Genomic DNA, 14,148 nt, shown 5'->3' with positions numbered 1-14,148 from the left:
CATGCTTGCATAGAAGCCTTAACTTTGGATAATGCCCGTTTCCCGAACACTCTCACAAGCAGACAACTCTTTTATGAAAAACGACGTCATTTCACCGGAATTTGATGAAAACGGTCGCCCTCTGCGCCGTATTCGCAGCTTTGTCCGCCGTCAGGGCCGCCTGACAAAAGGGCAGCAACACGCGCTGGACAACTACTGGCCGGTGATGGGCGTTGAGTTCACTGAACAGCCTGTCGACTTCGCCGACCTGTTTGGCCGAGAAGCGCCTGTGACGCTGGAGATCGGTTTTGGTATGGGCACCTCGCTGGTGACCATGGCGAAAGCGCGACCGGAGCAGAACTTCCTCGGTATCGAAGTGCACTCGCCGGGCGTCGGTGCATGCCTGGCAACGGCCCACGAAGAGGGCGTTGAGAACCTGCGCGTCATGTGTCACGACGCGGTGGAAGTGCTGCACAAAATGATTCCTGACAATTCTTTGAACATGGTTCAGCTCTTTTTCCCTGACCCGTGGCACAAAGCACGTCATAATAAACGCCGTATCGTTCAGGCACCGTTTGCCGAGCTGCTGAAAAGTAAGTTAAAACTGGGCGGCGTCTTCCACATGGCGACCGACTGGGAACCTTATGCGGAACATATGCTGGAAGTGATGTCCTCGCTGGACGGCTATAAAAACCAGTCTGAAAGCAACGACTATGTACCGCGCCCGGATTCACGTCCGGTGACAAAATTTGAACAGCGTGGCCATCGTCTTGGTCACGGTGTATGGGACTTAATGTTCGAGAGGGTGAAATAATGGCAAAGAATCGTAGCCGTCGTCTGCGTAAAAAGATGCACATCGAAGAATTCCAGGAAGTGGGCTTCTCTGTTGCCTGGCGTTTCCCGGAAGGCACCAGCGTGGAGCAGATCGATCAGGACGTTGACGCGTTCATCAATGATGTGATCGAGCCAAACAAGCTGGCCTTCGACGGTAGCGGCTATCTGGCGTGGGAAGGTCTGATCTGCACCCAGGAAGTCGGTAAATGCACCGAAGAACATCAGGCGCTGGTACGCAAATGGCTTGAGGACCACAAACTGGAAGATGTCCGCATCAGCGAACTTTTCGACGTTTGGTGGGACTAATAAAGCAAGTACAGGGCCAGCATTAGCTGGCCCATTTTGTCTGAGGGAGTGTTAAAGATGCGCAAAACGTTGCTGGCGGTTGCTTTACTGGCAATCGGATCCACCGCCCATGCGGAGTATAAATGTAGCGTCACCCCGCGTGACGACGTGGTGTTAAGCCCGCAAACCGTGCAGGTCAAAGGCGAGAACGGCAATCTGGTGATTACGCCGGATGGTAACGTGACGTTTAACGGCAAACCGCAGAACCTGACTGCCGCGCAGCGCGAGCAGGCGAAGGATTACCAGGCCGAACTGCGTACCGCACTGCCGTGGATTAACGACGGCGCGCTGACGCGCGTTGAGAAAAGCCGCGTGGCGCTGGATAAGATCATCACCAAAGAGGTGGGTGAGAGCAGCAATATGCGCACCCGTCTGACCAAGCTGGACAAGCAGCTTAAAGAACAGATGAACCGGATTATCGAGAATCGTACCGATGGTCTGACGTTCCACTACAAGGCGATTGATCAGGTCCGTGCTGACGGGCAGCAGCTGGTGAATCAGGCGATGGGCGGCATCCTGCAGGACAGCATCAACGAGATGGGGGCGAAAGCCGTGCTGAAAGGCGGCGGTAACCCGCTGCAGGGCGTGCTGGGTAGTCTTGGCGGCTTGCAGACCTCGATTCAGAACGAGTGGAAAAACCAGGAAGATGATTTCCAGCAGTTCGGCAAAGACGTGTGTAAACGCGTGGTGTCGCTGGAAGATAGCCGGAAGGCGCTGGTGGGGACGCTGAAGTAATTAATTTCACCCCTCACCCTAACCCTCTCCCCAAAGGGGCGAGGGAATGGTTTGCTCCCTCTCCCTCAGGGAGAGGGCCGGGGTGAGGGGTGCAGCATTTGCAGTGTTTCAAGGATCTTTTCTAACACCGCCTCTTCGTTATCCCAGAGTTCGTTATTCCAGAATCGAATGACATACCAACCTTTCTCGTTAAGCCAGCACGTTCTTTGACGATCATATTTCTGTTTTTCATCATGTTGCCCGCCATCCAGCTCAACAGCCAGACGAGCCGCGCAGCAGGCGAAATCCAGAATGTAGTTTCCTACCGGATGCTGCCGGCGAAATTTATAATTTTCGAAACGGCGGCTGCGCAGTAGATACCAAAGCCGCCTTTCTTCTTTTGTCAGCTCGCGTCTGAGCTGCTTTGCGTATGAACGAATAATTTCCATCCCCACACTCTGCCAGCCTTTCCCTCAGCCGGCAGAACGGGATGCAAAATCCTGAATCAGCCTTCAGGAATCTTCGGTGAGGAACAGCTCAAGAAGGGAGTTTAAGAACAATTTGCCGTGCTCGGTGATCTGCCAGAACGCATCACACTCGGTCAGATACCCCTGCGCCAGCGCCTCGTCGATCTGCGGGCGAATCACCGATTCCGGCAGCCCGGTGTACAGCGCAAACTCCGCGCGCGGCGCGGCTTCCAGCAGACGGAAGCGGTTCATGAAGAACTCAAACGGCTTATCCGCCGCCTCGACGTCGTGCTGACGCTCCAGATAGCGGCCTTCCATATATCCACGCGGGTGACGGGTCTTAGCGGTGCGCAGTATGCGCCCGTCCGGGAAGGTCACCTTGCCGTGTGCGCCGCAGCCAATCCCCAGATAGTCGCCAAAGCGCCAGTAGTTGAGATTGTGCTGACACTGGTAGCCCGGCTTCGCGTACGCGGACGTTTCATACTGCTGGTAGCCCGCAGCGGTTAACAGTTGGTGACCCTGCTCGAAGATATCCCACAGCGCGTCGTCATCCGGCAGCACCGGCGGGCGGGAACCGAACAGCGTGTTTGGCTCGATGGTGAGCTGATACCACGACAGGTGCGGCGGGTTCAGTTCGATCGCCTGGCGCAGGTCGTCCAGCGCTTCTTCCAGCGACTGATCCGGCAGGCCGTGCATCAAATCCAGGTTAAAGCTGCGAAGATTAAGCCCGGTCGCCAGGTTCGCCGCGCGCTTCGCCTCTTCCGGGCCGTGAATGCGCCCGAGACGTTTCAATTTCGGCTCGCTAAAACTCTGCACGCCGATGGAGATGCGGTTCACGCCCGCGCGCTGATAGTCGACAAAACGGTCGGCTTCAACGGTGCCGGGGTTGGCTTCCATCGTAATTTCTGCATCCGCCGCCAGGTTCAGGCGCGCACGCACGCCGTCCAGCAGCGTCTGCATCGCCGGGCCTGAAAGCAGGCTCGGCGTACCGCCACCAATGAAAATGGTCTTAACTTCACGTCCCTGTGCGTAAGCGACATCGGCGTCCAGGTCGGCCAGCAGATGCGCAACATAGTCATCGTGCGGCACTTCGCCCTTCAGCGCGTGCGAGTTGAAATCGCAGTACGGACATTTCTGCACGCACCACGGGATGTGAATATACAGACTCAGAGGTGGCAAATTAGCCATTACGCAGTGCTTCCAGTAACAGTTTCAGCGCGCGTCCGCGGTGGGAAATCGCGCTTTTCTCTTCGCGGGTCAGTTCCGCAGCGGTTTTGCCCTCGGTCGGGACAAAGAAAATCGGGTCGTAGCCAAAGCCGCCGTTGCCAGCCGCTTCACGGGTAATCACGCCCGGCCAGCTGCCGTGGCAGACGACAGGCGTAGGGTCTTCCGCGTGACGCATATAAACCAGTACGCAGTGGAACTGCGCGGTGCGCTGCTCGTCCGGTACGTCTTTCAGGGTGACAAGCAGTTTTTCGAGATTCTGCTGGTCGGTGGCGTCCACGCCGGAATAGCGTGCGGAGTAAATCCCCGGCGCACCGCCGAGAAAGTCCACGGCCAGGCCGGAGTCATCGGCAATGGCGGGCAGTCCGGTGACCTGCGCGGCGTGGCGCGCTTTCAGGATCGCGTTTTCGATAAACGTCAGGCCCGTCTCTTCGGCGGACTCGACGCCAAGCTCGGTCTGGGCGACCACGTCCAGCCCAAAATCATTTAATAGCGAGGCCAGCTCGCGCACTTTACCGGCGTTACCGGTCGCGAGAACAACTTTCTGCATGGTTTAGTCCTGTTCTGTCAGAGCCGCGACTTCCGTCGGGATTACTTGCGGATTGAGGATTTTTACCTGTTTATGCCGCCCAAGTTCACCTTTTTCAATGATGACCTGGCTTTTGGCGACGCGAAACTGTTTTGCCAGATATTTGGTCAGATGCGCATTCGCCTGGCCGTCAACCGGCGGGGCGGTGATGGCGACTTTCAACTCGTCGCCATGCAGCCCAACAATACTGTCACGGCTGGCTTTCGGCTGAATATACAACCGCAAAACCAGCCCGTCAGCGCAGGTGCTTACGGCACTCATAGCGCCATCCACAGCCCCGGCAGCAGCATGTTGCCCGTGGACTGTAACAGCTCAGCGATACCCATGTTGACCACATACAGCAGCAGTACCAGGATCATCGGCGAGAAATCAATACCGCCCATCGAAGGCAGCAGGTTGCGAATAGGGCGCAGCAGCGGTTCGGCCAGTTGGATCAGCGCATATTCAACCGGACTACGGCCCTGGCTTACCCAGCTCATTATCGCCATCACCAGCAGCACCCAGAAGATCAGCAACCCGACGGTTTTGACCAGAATCAGGACCGCAGCAATCCAGATAATCGGCTGGAAGGTGATGACCATAAACAGCACGATCGCTTTGATAACGCTCAAAATAAACGCCACCAGCAGAGACGAACTGTCGATGGGACCCATCGCCGGAATAATACGGCGCAGCGGCCCGACAACAGGTTGCGTGATTTTCACAACAAACTGGGAAAACGGATTGTAAAAATCACAGCGGGCCCACTGCATCCAGACGCGCAGTAAAAGCGCCATCGTATACAGCTCAAGCACCGTTGAGAGCAGGAAAGTCAACGTCTTCATGGCGTTCCTCAGGTTTCCTTATTATTTTGAGTAGTCGCGCGCACCGAAAATTGCCGTGCCGATGCGCACCATAGTGCTGCCTGCCGCGATGGCGGCTTCCATATCATCCGACATGCCCAGTGAAAGCGTGTCTACCGTTTCATAGCGCGCTTTAAGCGCCTCAAATGCTACAGCCATTTGCTGTGCCACGGCAAACTGCCTTTCATAACTTGACTCAGGTGCCGGAATTGCCATCAGCCCGCGCAGGGTTAAACGCGGCAGGGCGGCGACTTCTTCTGCCAGCGCATCCAGTTCGCTCAGCGCAATGCCGGACTTGCTGTTTTCATCACTGATGTTGATTTGAATCAGCACGTTAAGCGCGGGCATCTCTGCGGGCCGCTGGTCGTTCAGACGGGTAGCAATGCGCAGTCGGTCAACGGTATGGCACCAGTCGAAATGCTCTGCCACCAGACGGCTTTTGTTCGACTGCAGCGGGCCGATAAAGTGCCACTGCAGATCCGAATTCCCCTGCTCCTGGAAGGAGCGAATTTTATCCACGCCTTCCTGCACGTAGTTTTCGCCAAACGCCCGGTGGCCTGCCGCTATCGCTTCTGCGATGGCGCTCGCAGGCTTAGTTTTGCTGACTGCAAGCAGGGTAATTTCTTCTGAAGCACGACCGCAACGCGTTGCAGCGGCTGAGATTTTGTCCCGGACCTGTGCCAGGTTATGCGCAATGTCGTTCATTTTCCGAGGAGTAGTCTATGGATGTGGAAGAAATTGTGGCCCTTAGTGTAAAGCATAACGTCTCCGATCTACACCTGTGCAGTGATTCACCGCCGCGCTGGCGCAGATTAGGCCGACTTGAACCGGCCCCGTTTCCAGCCCCCGACGTTGAGGCGCTATTAAAAACCTGGCTCAACGATGAACAGCAGGGCGCGTGGTGGGCAAACGGACAGGTAGACTTTGCCGTCACGCTCACAGGCAATCAGCGTCTTCGCGGCAGTGCGTTTACGCATATGAAGGGAGTGTCGATCGCCTTGCGCCTGTTACCGCTCGCGTGTCCGCAGCTTTCTGCTCTGGGTGTGCCGAGGGCTATCCCGGAACTGCTCTCCAGTGACAGCGGGTTGATTCTGGTGACGGGTGCGACCGGTAGCGGAAAATCCACGACGCTCGCGGCGATGGTGGATTTTCTCAACCATCACACCGACGGCCATATTCTGACGCTCGAAGATCCGGTGGAGTTTATGTACCAGAGTGAACGCTGCCTGATACAGCAGCGGGAGATGGGTCAGCACAGTCTCTCCTTTGCCGAGGCGCTGCGCAGTGCGCTGCGCGAAGATCCGGACATTATTCTGTTGGGAGAGCTGCGTGACAGCGAAACCATCCGCCTTGCGTTGACGGCGGCCGAAACCGGGCACCTGGTGCTGGCGACGCTGCATACACGCGGCGCTTCGCAGGCGATTGAACGGCTGGTGGATACCTTCCCGGCGCAGGAGAAAGATCCGGTGCGTAATCAGCTGGCAGGCAGCCTGCGCGCTGTACTGGCGCAAAAACTGCTCCAGGACGTGCAGGGCGGGCGCGTGGCGCTTTATGAACTGCTGGTGAACACCTCGGCGGCGGCGAATCTCATCCGCGAAGGGAAAACGTGGCAACTACCCGGCATCATACAAACGGGTCAGCAGGCGGGGATGCAGAACTTTGAGCAGAGTCTGGCGGAAAGGCGGGCGCAGGGGCGGCTGTAGGCCCCGGCGCTCAGTAACCTTGTTCGAAATAGCTTTCGAGAATGATGACGGCTGAGGCGGAGTCGACGCTGCCTTTATTCAGCGCCCGGAAACCACCGTGCTCAAACAGGCCTGCGCGCGCTTCGACGGTACTCAGACGTTCATCGTGGAGCTTTACCGACACGCCAAAGCGGCCATGAATTTTGTTGGCGAACTTTCGCGCGCGCGCGGTGAGCGGCTGTTCGGTGCCGTCCATGTTCAGCGGCAAGCCCACAATCACGTCGTCCGGCTGCCACTCTTTGAGCAGGCGCTCGATGAGGTTCCAGTCCGGCGTGCCGTCGTTGGCCTTGAGTGCCGTCAACGGGCGCGCCGTGCCTGTGATGCGCTGACCCACGGCGACGCCGATGCTTTTGGTACCAAAATCGAAGGCCAGAAGCGTTCCGCTCATTACGCGTGCCCCGCTACGCCTGGCATGGTCAGAATATCGATGCCAATCAGTTTCGCCGCGTCACGCCAGCGATCGGCGATAGGCGTTTTAAACAGGATGTTCATATCGGCAGGTGCGGTCAGCCACGCGTTATCCAGTATCTCTTGTTCAAGCTGGCCTTTCTCCCACGAGGAGTAGCCCAGCGCAACAAGCACTTCGGAAGGCTGCTCGGCAGTGCCCAACGTTTCAAGCACGTCGCGAGAGGTCGTGACAACGGTGTTGTCGGAGATACGAATACTGGAAGAGAAGACCGGCGGCGTATGCAGGATAAAACCACGATCTTCCGCGAGCGGGCCACCCAGCATCACCGGTTTATCGAGACGGATCTCCGGGAGACGCGCTTCAGCGGTGATTTTCAGCTTGTCCAGAATTCCTTCAACCTGCAGGTTTTCCAGCGGCTTGTTGATGATAATCCCCATCGCACCGTCTTCGTTGTATTCGCAAATATAAACCACGGCGCGGCGGAAAATCGGATCCTGGAGAGCAGGCATGGCAATAAGAAAGTGATGCTGTAAATTCATTGTCAGAGGTACTGTTTCCTGGTTTAAAAAGCGACAGCGCCCAGTATGGGGATAAACCTGGGCGCTGTCACAGATTATTTCTGTAAACGTTTTTCGATAGTGTCCATCAGCATTCCGGTGATCGAGATCGGGAACTCCGCTTCGATTTCACGGATGCAGGTCGGGCTGGTGACGTTCACTTCGGTCAGGCGATCGCCGATGATATCCAGCCCAACGAAGATCAGGCCTTTGGCCTTCAGCGTCGGGCCGACGCGGCGGGCAATTTCCCAGTCGCTTTCGGTCAGCGGACGGGGTTCACCCCGGCCACCAGCGGCCAGATTACCGCGGGTTTCGCCACCCTGAGGAATACGCGCCAGGCAGTAAGGTACCGGTTCGCCATCCACGACCAGCACGCGCTTATCGCCGTCTTTGATCGCCGGAATGTAGTTCTGCGCCATGCAGTAACGCGTGCCCAGCTCGGTGAGGGTTTCGGCAATCACGCCGATGTTTGGGTCGCCCTCTTTCACGCGGAAAATCGACGCGCCGCCCATGCCGTCCAGCGGTTTCATGATGATATCGCCGTGCTTCTGCCAGAACGCTTTCAGCTGCGCCTTGCTGCGGGTCACCAGCGTTTCCGGCGTCAGGTCAGAGAACCACGCGGTGTAGAGCTTCTCGTTGCAGTCGCGCAGGCTTTGCGGCTTGTTGACGATCAGCGTGCCTTTCTCTTCAGCACGCTCAAGGATATATGTGCTGTAGATGTATTCGGTGTCGAACGGCGGATCTTTACGCATCAGGATCACGTTGAGGTCGGCCAGGGCAATGTCCTGCTCGGTGCCGAACTCATACCATTTGTCGTAGTTCTGCTCGACGTTAACGATGCGGGTACGTGCGCGCGCTTCACCGTTGATCAGGTAAAGATCGTTCATCTCCATATAGTGGAGTTCATAGCCGCGACGCTGCGCTTCCAGCAGCATGGCGAAGCTGGAATCTTTCTTGATGTTAATGTTTGCGATGGGGTCCATCACGATGCCGAGCTTGATCATGTTCTTCTCCGTTAATGCTTCAACCCAGATCGCCAAACCGTACCTGTAGCGCGGTAATGGCCGTGAGTGCCGTTGTCTCAGTGCGCAGAACGCGAGGTCCCAACAGAATATCAGTAAACTGGTAACGTGCCGTCATCGCAATTTCGTCCGCCGACAGGCCGCCTTCGGGGCCAATCAGCAGGCGTACGCGCTCGACGGGCAATGGCAGCGTATTGATGCTGGCGCTGGCGCGCGGATGAAGATTGAGCTTCAGCCCGCTGTCCTCTTCTGCACACCAGTCTTCCAGGTCCATCGCCGGGCGGATCTCCGGAATACGGTTGCGGCCACTCTGTTCACACGCCGCAATGGCAATTTTCTGCCACTGCTGGATCTTTTTGTTCAGACGTTCCGCATCCAGTTTAACGCCACAGCGCTCAGAAAAAAGTGGCGTAATGAGGCTTACACCCAGTTCAATGGATTTCTGAATGGTGAACTCCATTTTCTCACCGCGCGACATCACCTGGCCCAGATGGATGTGCAGCGGTGATTCCCGATCATCCACTTCGCCACGCAGCACGTTAACGTGCACGCTTTTTTTATCAGACCGCGTAATTTCCGCGTCGAAAACCTGGTTCGAGCCGTCGAACAGCTGTATTGCCTGACCTGCGCCCATGCGCAGCACGCGGCCAACGTGGTTGGCGGCATCATCAGACAGGGCGATTTCGCGGCCTGCGGTAATCAGTTCAGGATGGTAAATGCGGGGAATGCGCATAGTCAGAAATTCCATGTGTCATGCGATATAAGCGAATTGCCGTAGTGTAGGTTAGCTCTTTTGCGCCTGGCAAGCCCGCTGGACGTAAGGGTTGTGATTCCCCTGAATTCTGGCGATACGCTCGTCGCGCTGGCATTCCCACTCGGTTACCGGGTACTGCTTGTTCCAGGCATTGAACAGCTGCGTCTGCTGGCGGGAGAGGTTGAGGTCGTAACGGTCACGCATATAGAAGTAGGTGCGGGCGATACTGCCGCGCGCGCGGGCAGGGGGCTCGGCGACTTTCTCTTTGAAATCCACCTTCATGCCGCACTGACCGTACTGGCCTTCGCCACCGTTCCACTGGCTGTACATAAAGTTGCCGCGGTCACCGTTCACTTCGCCAACCGCAGGCTGCAGGTTGTGCATATCGCTTTCCATCTGGCGATAAACCGGATCTTTGGAACAGTTTTTACGCCCGCCATCCTGCCAGCACTGGCGCTGGTGGCCAAACTGCCACGCCGGAACCACATGTTCCCATTCAATGCGGCTGGCGCGGTTTTCATTTTTACGCACCTTATAGCCGCAGGATTCGAGGTCAACGACGCCTTTTTTACCCTGCCAGTTAATTTTACAGCCACAGTAGAAATCACCCGGAACATCAGCGTTCACCTTCACGCCAGCGGCTTTGGCCTGAGAGAAACTGTTGATACCGTCGGCCAGAGCATGGCCGGAGAGCGCCGTCGCCAGAAGGGCAACCGCGAGAGAAACATTACGGGACATCTTACACTCCGTGTCAAAACGAGCCCGCAACGTAACGAATGTTGTTCCCGTATGCAATCAGTCAGATCAGGAAAGTTCCTGAAAGTTCAGATAATTATTCGGCGACCAGCGGTTCGCCGCATTTTACGCAGCGGTAGGTTGCCTCGCCGCGCACCACGCGGTTATGACGGCGGACGGTGAGCTGGTGCTGCTGGCATCGGCAGCGGTAGGAAAATGTATTGCGACGCACGGATTCCAGTTCGAACTGATGCGTGCGGCGAGCCGGAACGCCGAGCACGGCTTCCATCATCCACTTCCACTCTTTCCCGTGCGGCGCGACGCGGCCAAAGTGCTTCCACACCAGAAGATGCGCCAGCTCGTGCGGCACCACTTCCTCAATAAACGCCTGCTGGTTTTCCATCATCAGCACCGGGTTCAGGCGGATCTCATACGATTCCAGCCAGGCGGTGCCTGCTGCGGTTCCACGCTGCTGATAAACCAGCTTCGGTTCAGGATAGTTGCGGCCGAGCTTCAGGTTGGCCTGGGCGAGTTTTTCCCGCAGGCTGCGCATAACGGCTTGCTGAATGGCGATGGGGAGACGGGGAGCTTTCATAGGGGCAGAGCATAAAGCGCGAAGCGGGGAGGTGCAAGGGGCACCTCCCGCCAGAGAATTAGTCGTGTGCGCCGATTTCGCGCAGCGGACGACCTTTCATCAGGTTACGTTCAATATGTTCCAGTGAAACGTGTTTGGTTTCTGGAACCAGCCAGATAGTCAGAACAATAAAGAACAGGTTCAGACCGGCGTAGACCCAGAAGGTGTTGGCATTGCCCAGGGTATTGAGCATGGTCAGGAACGTTGCGCCGACGATCATGTTGGCAATCCAGTTTGTCGCGGTGGAGCAGGTGATACCAAAATCACGCCCTTTCAGCGGCTGGATCTCAGAGCACAGCACCCAAATCAGCGGACCGGCGCTCATTGCAAACCCGACGATAAACATCAGCAGCATTGCCACCGCGAAGTACTGGGCGATTGGAGAGTGAATGCCCACATGCATCATGGTGCCCAGCACGCCCATGCCGACGGCCATCACCAGGAAGCCCAGCGTCAGGGTAGGCTTACGCCCCCAGCGGTCCACCAGTCCGATGGCGATAAAGGTCGCCAGCACGTTGGTCAGGCCGACAATAACGGTGCCCCACATCTGCTCGGTGGTGTTGGTATAACCCGCCAGCTCAAAGATTTTTGGCGCGTAGTACATGATGACGTTCATCCCGGTGAACTGCTGCATCACCTGCAGAAGCACGCCGAGGAACACCGCGCGGCGGAAGTTGCTGTTCTCTTTAAACAGCGCCCAGCCGGACTGTTTCACCTTCAGGCTTTCGCGGATCTCTTCCAGCTCGTTTTTCGCCTCAGCGCTGGTATCGCGCAGGCGGAGCAGCACGCGTTCAGCATCAACGAAGCGGCGTTTTGCGGCAAACCAGCGCGGGCTGTCCGGCAGGAAGAAGACGCCAATCAGCAGCAGAATGGCCGGTATGATGATCACGCCGAGCATCCAGCGCCATGCGCCGCTGTAGCTAAACGCGGTATCCGAAAGGTAAGCACCCAGAATACCGATGGTGATCATCAGCTGGTACATGGAAATCATGCTGCCGCGGATTTTCTCCGGCGCGATTTCGGAAAGATACAGCGGTGCGGTATAGGAAGCGACGCCGACAGCCAGGCCCAGCAAGACGCGGGAAAGAATGAGCACTTCAACGTTAGGGGCAGCAGCAGAGAAGAGTGAACCGGCAACGAACAGGATCGCGCCGATCATCAGGCTCTTTTTGCGCCCGAGCTTGAAGGAGAGCCAGCCGCTGCCAACGGCGCCGACTGCCGCACCAAACATCATGGAGCTGACAACCCATTCCTGGGTATGCGCGGTAATCTGGAACTCGTCTGCGATGAAGGGAAGTGCGCCGGCAATCACGCCGATATCCAGGCCAAAAAGTAATCCTGCCAGGGCGGCGAGGAAGCAGACGAAGAATGTCATCGCCTTGTTGGACGTACGCCCTTGTTTATTATTGTCAGGCATTATGCCCTCCATTTGATTTATCAGTTTTGTCGATGTTAAGGGTAGGTGAGTGACCCGTAAAAATATGTGAGACAAATCACATTGGTGTAATCGGTTACACTAACGTGCAACCGTAAAAATAATTAAAGCTTTGAAAATATAGAGGTAAATGAGGTGACGCGCATCGCGTTTGTTTGAATTTCAGACTTAACTGAAATGAAATGTAACAGCAGAAGAAAGGCGATCATGCAAAGAGATTATTCTGAAAGCGGGATATATTCGGCAGGGTGTAAGCGGTTTCAAAGGGTGTGGCTTTGAGCCGCCACCGACATAAAAAAGGCCAGCACAAAGGCTGGCCTGTATAACACTGTCAGTCGATTACTTCAGACCGGCAGCTTCACGCAGCAGGGCGGCTTTGTCGGTTTTTTCCCATGGGAAATGTTCGCGACCAAAGTGACCGTATGCCGCGGTTTCTTTGTAGATTGGGTGCAGCAGATCCAGCATCTGAATCAGGCCGTATGGACGCAGGTCGAAGAACTCGCGCACCAGCAGGGTCAGCTGTTCTGAAGGCACTTTCTCAGTACCGAAAGTTTCCACCATGATGGAGGTCGGTTCAGCCACGCCGATTGCGTAGGAAACCTGAATCTCACAGCGGTCAGCCAGGCCAGCAGCAACGATGTTTTTCGCAACATAACGTGCAGCGTACGCGGCAGAACGGTCAACTTTAGACGGGTCTTTACCGGAGAATGCACCGCCGCCGTGACGCGCCATGCCGCCGTAGGTATCCACGATGATTTTACGGCCGGTCAGGCCGCAGTCGCCCATTGGGCCGCCGATAACAAAGCGTCCGGTTGGGTTGATGAAGAATTTGGTTGCAGAGCTCAGCCATTCGGTTGGCAGAACTGGCTTGATGATTTCTTCCATCACGGCTTCCTGCAGCGATTTCTGATCGATATCTTCAGAATGCTGAGTGGAAAGAACTACCGCATCAATGCCAACGATTTTACCGTCGTCATACTGGAAGGTAACCTGGCTTTTCGCATCCGGACGCAGCCATGGTAGGGTGCCGTTTTTACGCACTTCAGCCTGACGCTGCACCAGACGGTGTGCGTAGGTAACCGGTGCTGGCATCAGCACGTCGGTTTCGTTAGTTGCGTAGCCGAACATCAGGCCCTGGTCGCCTGCGCCCTGCTCCAGTGGATCGGCGCGGTCAACGCCCTGGTTGATGTCCGGGGACTGTTTGCCAATGGCGCTCAGTACCGCGCAAGAGTTGGCATCAAAGCCCATATCAGAATGTACATAGCCGATCTCACGCACCGTGTTACGGGTGATCTCTTCGATATCAACCCATGCGCTGGTGGTGATCTCACCGCCGACCAGAACCATGCCGGTTTTGACATAGGTTTCACACGCTACGCGCGCTTTAGGATCCTGGGCAAGGATCGCATCCAGCACCGCATCGGAGATTTGGTCAGCAATTTTATCAGGATGTCCTTCTGATACGGACTCGGACGTAAACAGGTGTTTTGCCATGTTTTATTTCACCTAAGAGGAATTTGGTTAGCTCGAACTGCTGTGTGGAATAGCCAAAGGAGAGTATTCTACCAAGGCCTGCAGGTTTTTGACACTGGCAGTCTGAGTGTTAATCAGTATAGATGGATTAACATCTGGACGTCCATTTTAGGTCACTTCTTCACCCGATTTCCAGTTTTTTTTGACTTACCTCTCACTGTGTTGAAAACAAAGCTGGAAATATTTCCTGACGGCACTGGCAACCCACGCATTTTTGTTTTGCATTTTCCCCACCTTCTCGGTATAAAACGCGGCACGCGGCTCATACAAAAAAGCGCTCGATGACCTCATCGTGTCGCCACTTCCAGCCGGGTTAAGCAGTGAACATTTAGC

The 14,148-nt window shown here is 56.1% G+C and carries 18 protein-coding genes; 4 read left to right on the top strand and 14 right to left on the bottom strand.

Features of this window, described 5'->3' with window-relative positions:
* The first annotated feature begins 73 nt into the window (after positions 1-73).
* From trmB to HV355_RS07430, 3 genes are read left to right on the top strand one after another with little or no spacing between them, the layout of a single operon-like run.
* Positions 74-793 carry a tRNA (guanosine(46)-N7)-methyltransferase TrmB gene (gene trmB / locus HV355_RS07440; RefSeq protein WP_089599965.1) on the top strand — a complete coding sequence of 240 codons (720 nt, stop codon included), beginning with the start codon at positions 74-76 and terminating at the stop codon, positions 791-793.
* A complete protein-coding gene (locus tag HV355_RS07435; RefSeq protein ID WP_010435485.1) occupies positions 793-1,119 on the top strand; it encodes a YggL family protein in 327 nt (108 codons plus the stop codon). Before trmB ends, HV355_RS07435 begins: the two co-directional genes overlap by 1 nt.
* Positions 1,120-1,176: 57 nt before the next feature.
* Positions 1,177-1,893, top strand: coding sequence for a DUF2884 domain-containing protein (locus HV355_RS07430; RefSeq protein ID WP_126815894.1), 717 nt, complete (start codon positions 1,177-1,179; stop codon positions 1,891-1,893).
* A gap of 65 nt (positions 1,894-1,958) precedes the next feature.
* Here HV355_RS07430 and HV355_RS07425 read toward each other — a convergent pair whose 3' ends face one another.
* The 6 genes from HV355_RS07425 to HV355_RS07400 all read right to left on the bottom strand — a co-directional run bounded on the left by HV355_RS07425 (position 1,959) and on the right by HV355_RS07400 (position 5,699).
* Positions 1,959-2,321 carry an endonuclease domain-containing protein gene (locus tag HV355_RS07425; RefSeq protein ID WP_182401482.1) on the bottom strand — a complete coding sequence of 121 codons (363 nt, stop codon included), beginning with the start codon at positions 2,319-2,321 and terminating at the stop codon, positions 1,959-1,961.
* A gap of 63 nt (positions 2,322-2,384) precedes the next feature.
* On the bottom strand, positions 2,385-3,527 hold the full coding sequence (hemW, locus tag HV355_RS07420) for a radical SAM family heme chaperone HemW (protein ID WP_182401480.1): 1,143 nt from the start codon (positions 3,525-3,527) through the stop codon (positions 2,385-2,387).
* The gene (locus tag HV355_RS07415) at positions 3,520-4,113 is read right to left on the bottom strand and encodes an XTP/dITP diphosphatase (protein ID WP_182401478.1); all 594 of its coding nucleotides are present in this window, start codon (positions 4,111-4,113) and stop codon (positions 3,520-3,522) included. Before HV355_RS07415 ends, hemW begins: the two co-directional genes overlap by 8 nt.
* 3 nt (positions 4,114-4,116) lie before the next feature.
* On the bottom strand, positions 4,117-4,413 hold the full coding sequence (yggU, locus tag HV355_RS07410; protein ID WP_010435470.1) for a DUF167 family protein YggU: 297 nt from the start codon (positions 4,411-4,413) through the stop codon (positions 4,117-4,119).
* Positions 4,410-4,976, bottom strand: a complete 567-nt coding sequence (locus HV355_RS07405) for a YggT family protein (RefSeq protein WP_010435467.1) — start codon at positions 4,974-4,976, stop codon at positions 4,410-4,412. The genes yggU and HV355_RS07405 overlap by 4 nt, the downstream gene beginning before the upstream one ends.
* Positions 4,977-4,997: 21 nt before the next feature.
* The gene (locus HV355_RS07400; RefSeq protein ID WP_182401476.1) at positions 4,998-5,699 is read right to left on the bottom strand and encodes a YggS family pyridoxal phosphate-dependent enzyme; all 702 of its coding nucleotides are present in this window, start codon (positions 5,697-5,699) and stop codon (positions 4,998-5,000) included.
* Positions 5,700-5,716: 17 nt separating this feature from the next.
* On the opposite strand from HV355_RS07400, the gene HV355_RS07395 reads away from it, so the two are divergent.
* Positions 5,717-6,697: a type IV pilus twitching motility protein PilT gene (locus HV355_RS07395; protein WP_182401474.1), complete on the top strand. Its 981-nt coding sequence runs from the start codon at positions 5,717-5,719 to the stop codon at positions 6,695-6,697.
* Between the two features lie 10 nt (positions 6,698-6,707).
* Here HV355_RS07395 and ruvX read toward each other — a convergent pair whose 3' ends face one another.
* The 8 genes from ruvX to metK all read right to left on the bottom strand — a co-directional run bounded on the left by ruvX (position 6,708) and on the right by metK (position 13,776).
* The gene (ruvX, locus tag HV355_RS07390) at positions 6,708-7,124 is read right to left on the bottom strand and encodes a Holliday junction resolvase RuvX (RefSeq protein ID WP_006811925.1); all 417 of its coding nucleotides are present in this window, start codon (positions 7,122-7,124) and stop codon (positions 6,708-6,710) included.
* Entirely contained in the window at positions 7,124-7,684 is a 561-nt protein-coding gene (locus HV355_RS07385) for a YqgE/AlgH family protein (protein ID WP_010435456.1), read from the bottom strand. Before HV355_RS07385 ends, ruvX begins: the two co-directional genes overlap by 1 nt.
* 74 nt (positions 7,685-7,758) lie before the next feature.
* Positions 7,759-8,706, bottom strand: a complete 948-nt coding sequence (gene gshB, locus HV355_RS07380; RefSeq protein ID WP_182401464.1) for a glutathione synthase — start codon at positions 8,704-8,706, stop codon at positions 7,759-7,761.
* A gap of 19 nt (positions 8,707-8,725) precedes the next feature.
* A complete protein-coding gene (rsmE, locus tag HV355_RS07375) occupies positions 8,726-9,457 on the bottom strand; it encodes a 16S rRNA (uracil(1498)-N(3))-methyltransferase (RefSeq protein ID WP_010435451.1) in 732 nt (243 codons plus the stop codon).
* A 51-nt stretch (positions 9,458-9,508) separates the two neighbouring features.
* Positions 9,509-10,216 (bottom strand): deoxyribonuclease I, encoded by a 708-nt coding sequence (gene endA, locus HV355_RS07370; protein WP_182401462.1) that lies wholly within the window; start codon positions 10,214-10,216, stop codon positions 9,509-9,511.
* A 94-nt stretch (positions 10,217-10,310) separates the two neighbouring features.
* Positions 10,311-10,808 carry a SprT family zinc-dependent metalloprotease gene (locus HV355_RS07365; RefSeq protein WP_010435446.1) on the bottom strand — a complete coding sequence of 166 codons (498 nt, stop codon included), beginning with the start codon at positions 10,806-10,808 and terminating at the stop codon, positions 10,311-10,313.
* A gap of 58 nt (positions 10,809-10,866) precedes the next feature.
* A complete protein-coding gene (gene galP / locus HV355_RS07360; RefSeq protein WP_182401460.1) occupies positions 10,867-12,264 on the bottom strand; it encodes a galactose/proton symporter in 1,398 nt (465 codons plus the stop codon).
* Positions 12,265-12,621: 357 nt separating this feature from the next.
* A complete protein-coding gene (gene metK, locus HV355_RS07355) occupies positions 12,622-13,776 on the bottom strand; it encodes a methionine adenosyltransferase (RefSeq protein ID WP_010435443.1) in 1,155 nt (384 codons plus the stop codon).
* Between the last annotated feature and the right edge of the window lie 372 nt (positions 13,777-14,148).

The organism is Enterobacter sp. RHBSTW-01064, assembly GCF_014103035.1.
Classification (GTDB): Bacteria; Pseudomonadota; Gammaproteobacteria; order Enterobacterales; family Enterobacteriaceae; genus Enterobacter; species Enterobacter mori.
The sequence above is the reverse complement of the archived record's forward strand: the minus strand, read 5'-3'. Positions and strand labels throughout refer to the sequence as shown.

Bases quoted from the DNA above. Each gene is read 5' to 3' on its own strand.
- HV355_RS07365 (WP_010435446.1), bottom strand. From the start codon at position 10,808: ATGAAAGCTCCCCGTCTCCCCATCGCCATTCAGCAAGCCGTTATGCGC.
- galP (WP_182401460.1), bottom strand. From the start codon at position 12,264: ATGCCTGACAATAATAAACAAGGGCGTACGTCCAACAAGGCGATGACA.
- endA (WP_182401462.1), bottom strand. From the start codon at position 10,216: ATGTCCCGTAATGTTTCTCTCGCGGTTGCCCTTCTGGCGACGGCGCTC.
- ruvX (WP_006811925.1), bottom strand. From the start codon at position 7,124: ATGAGCGGAACGCTTCTGGCCTTCGATTTTGGTACCAAAAGCATCGGC.
- HV355_RS07425 (WP_182401482.1), bottom strand. From the start codon at position 2,321: ATGGAAATTATTCGTTCATACGCAAAGCAGCTCAGACGCGAGCTGACA.
- HV355_RS07415 (WP_182401478.1), bottom strand. From the start codon at position 4,113: ATGCAGAAAGTTGTTCTCGCGACCGGTAACGCCGGTAAAGTGCGCGAG.
- hemW (WP_182401480.1), bottom strand. From the start codon at position 3,527: ATGGCTAATTTGCCACCTCTGAGTCTGTATATTCACATCCCGTGGTGC.
- HV355_RS07385 (WP_010435456.1), bottom strand. From the start codon at position 7,684: ATGAATTTACAGCATCACTTTCTTATTGCCATGCCTGCTCTCCAGGAT.
- gshB (WP_182401464.1), bottom strand. From the start codon at position 8,706: ATGATCAAGCTCGGCATCGTGATGGACCCCATCGCAAACATTAACATC.
- metK (WP_010435443.1), bottom strand. From the start codon at position 13,776: ATGGCAAAACACCTGTTTACGTCCGAGTCCGTATCAGAAGGACATCCT.
- rsmE (WP_010435451.1), bottom strand. From the start codon at position 9,457: ATGCGCATTCCCCGCATTTACCATCCTGAACTGATTACCGCAGGCCGC.
- HV355_RS07400 (WP_182401476.1), bottom strand. From the start codon at position 5,699: ATGAACGACATTGCGCATAACCTGGCACAGGTCCGGGACAAAATCTCA.
- yggU (WP_010435470.1), bottom strand. From the start codon at position 4,413: ATGAGTGCCGTAAGCACCTGCGCTGACGGGCTGGTTTTGCGGTTGTAT.
- HV355_RS07395 (WP_182401474.1), top strand. From the start codon at position 5,717: ATGGATGTGGAAGAAATTGTGGCCCTTAGTGTAAAGCATAACGTCTCC.
- HV355_RS07435 (WP_010435485.1), top strand. From the start codon at position 793: ATGGCAAAGAATCGTAGCCGTCGTCTGCGTAAAAAGATGCACATCGAA.
- trmB (WP_089599965.1), top strand. From the start codon at position 74: ATGAAAAACGACGTCATTTCACCGGAATTTGATGAAAACGGTCGCCCT.
- HV355_RS07430 (WP_126815894.1), top strand. From the start codon at position 1,177: ATGCGCAAAACGTTGCTGGCGGTTGCTTTACTGGCAATCGGATCCACC.
- HV355_RS07405 (WP_010435467.1), bottom strand. From the start codon at position 4,976: ATGAAGACGTTGACTTTCCTGCTCTCAACGGTGCTTGAGCTGTATACG.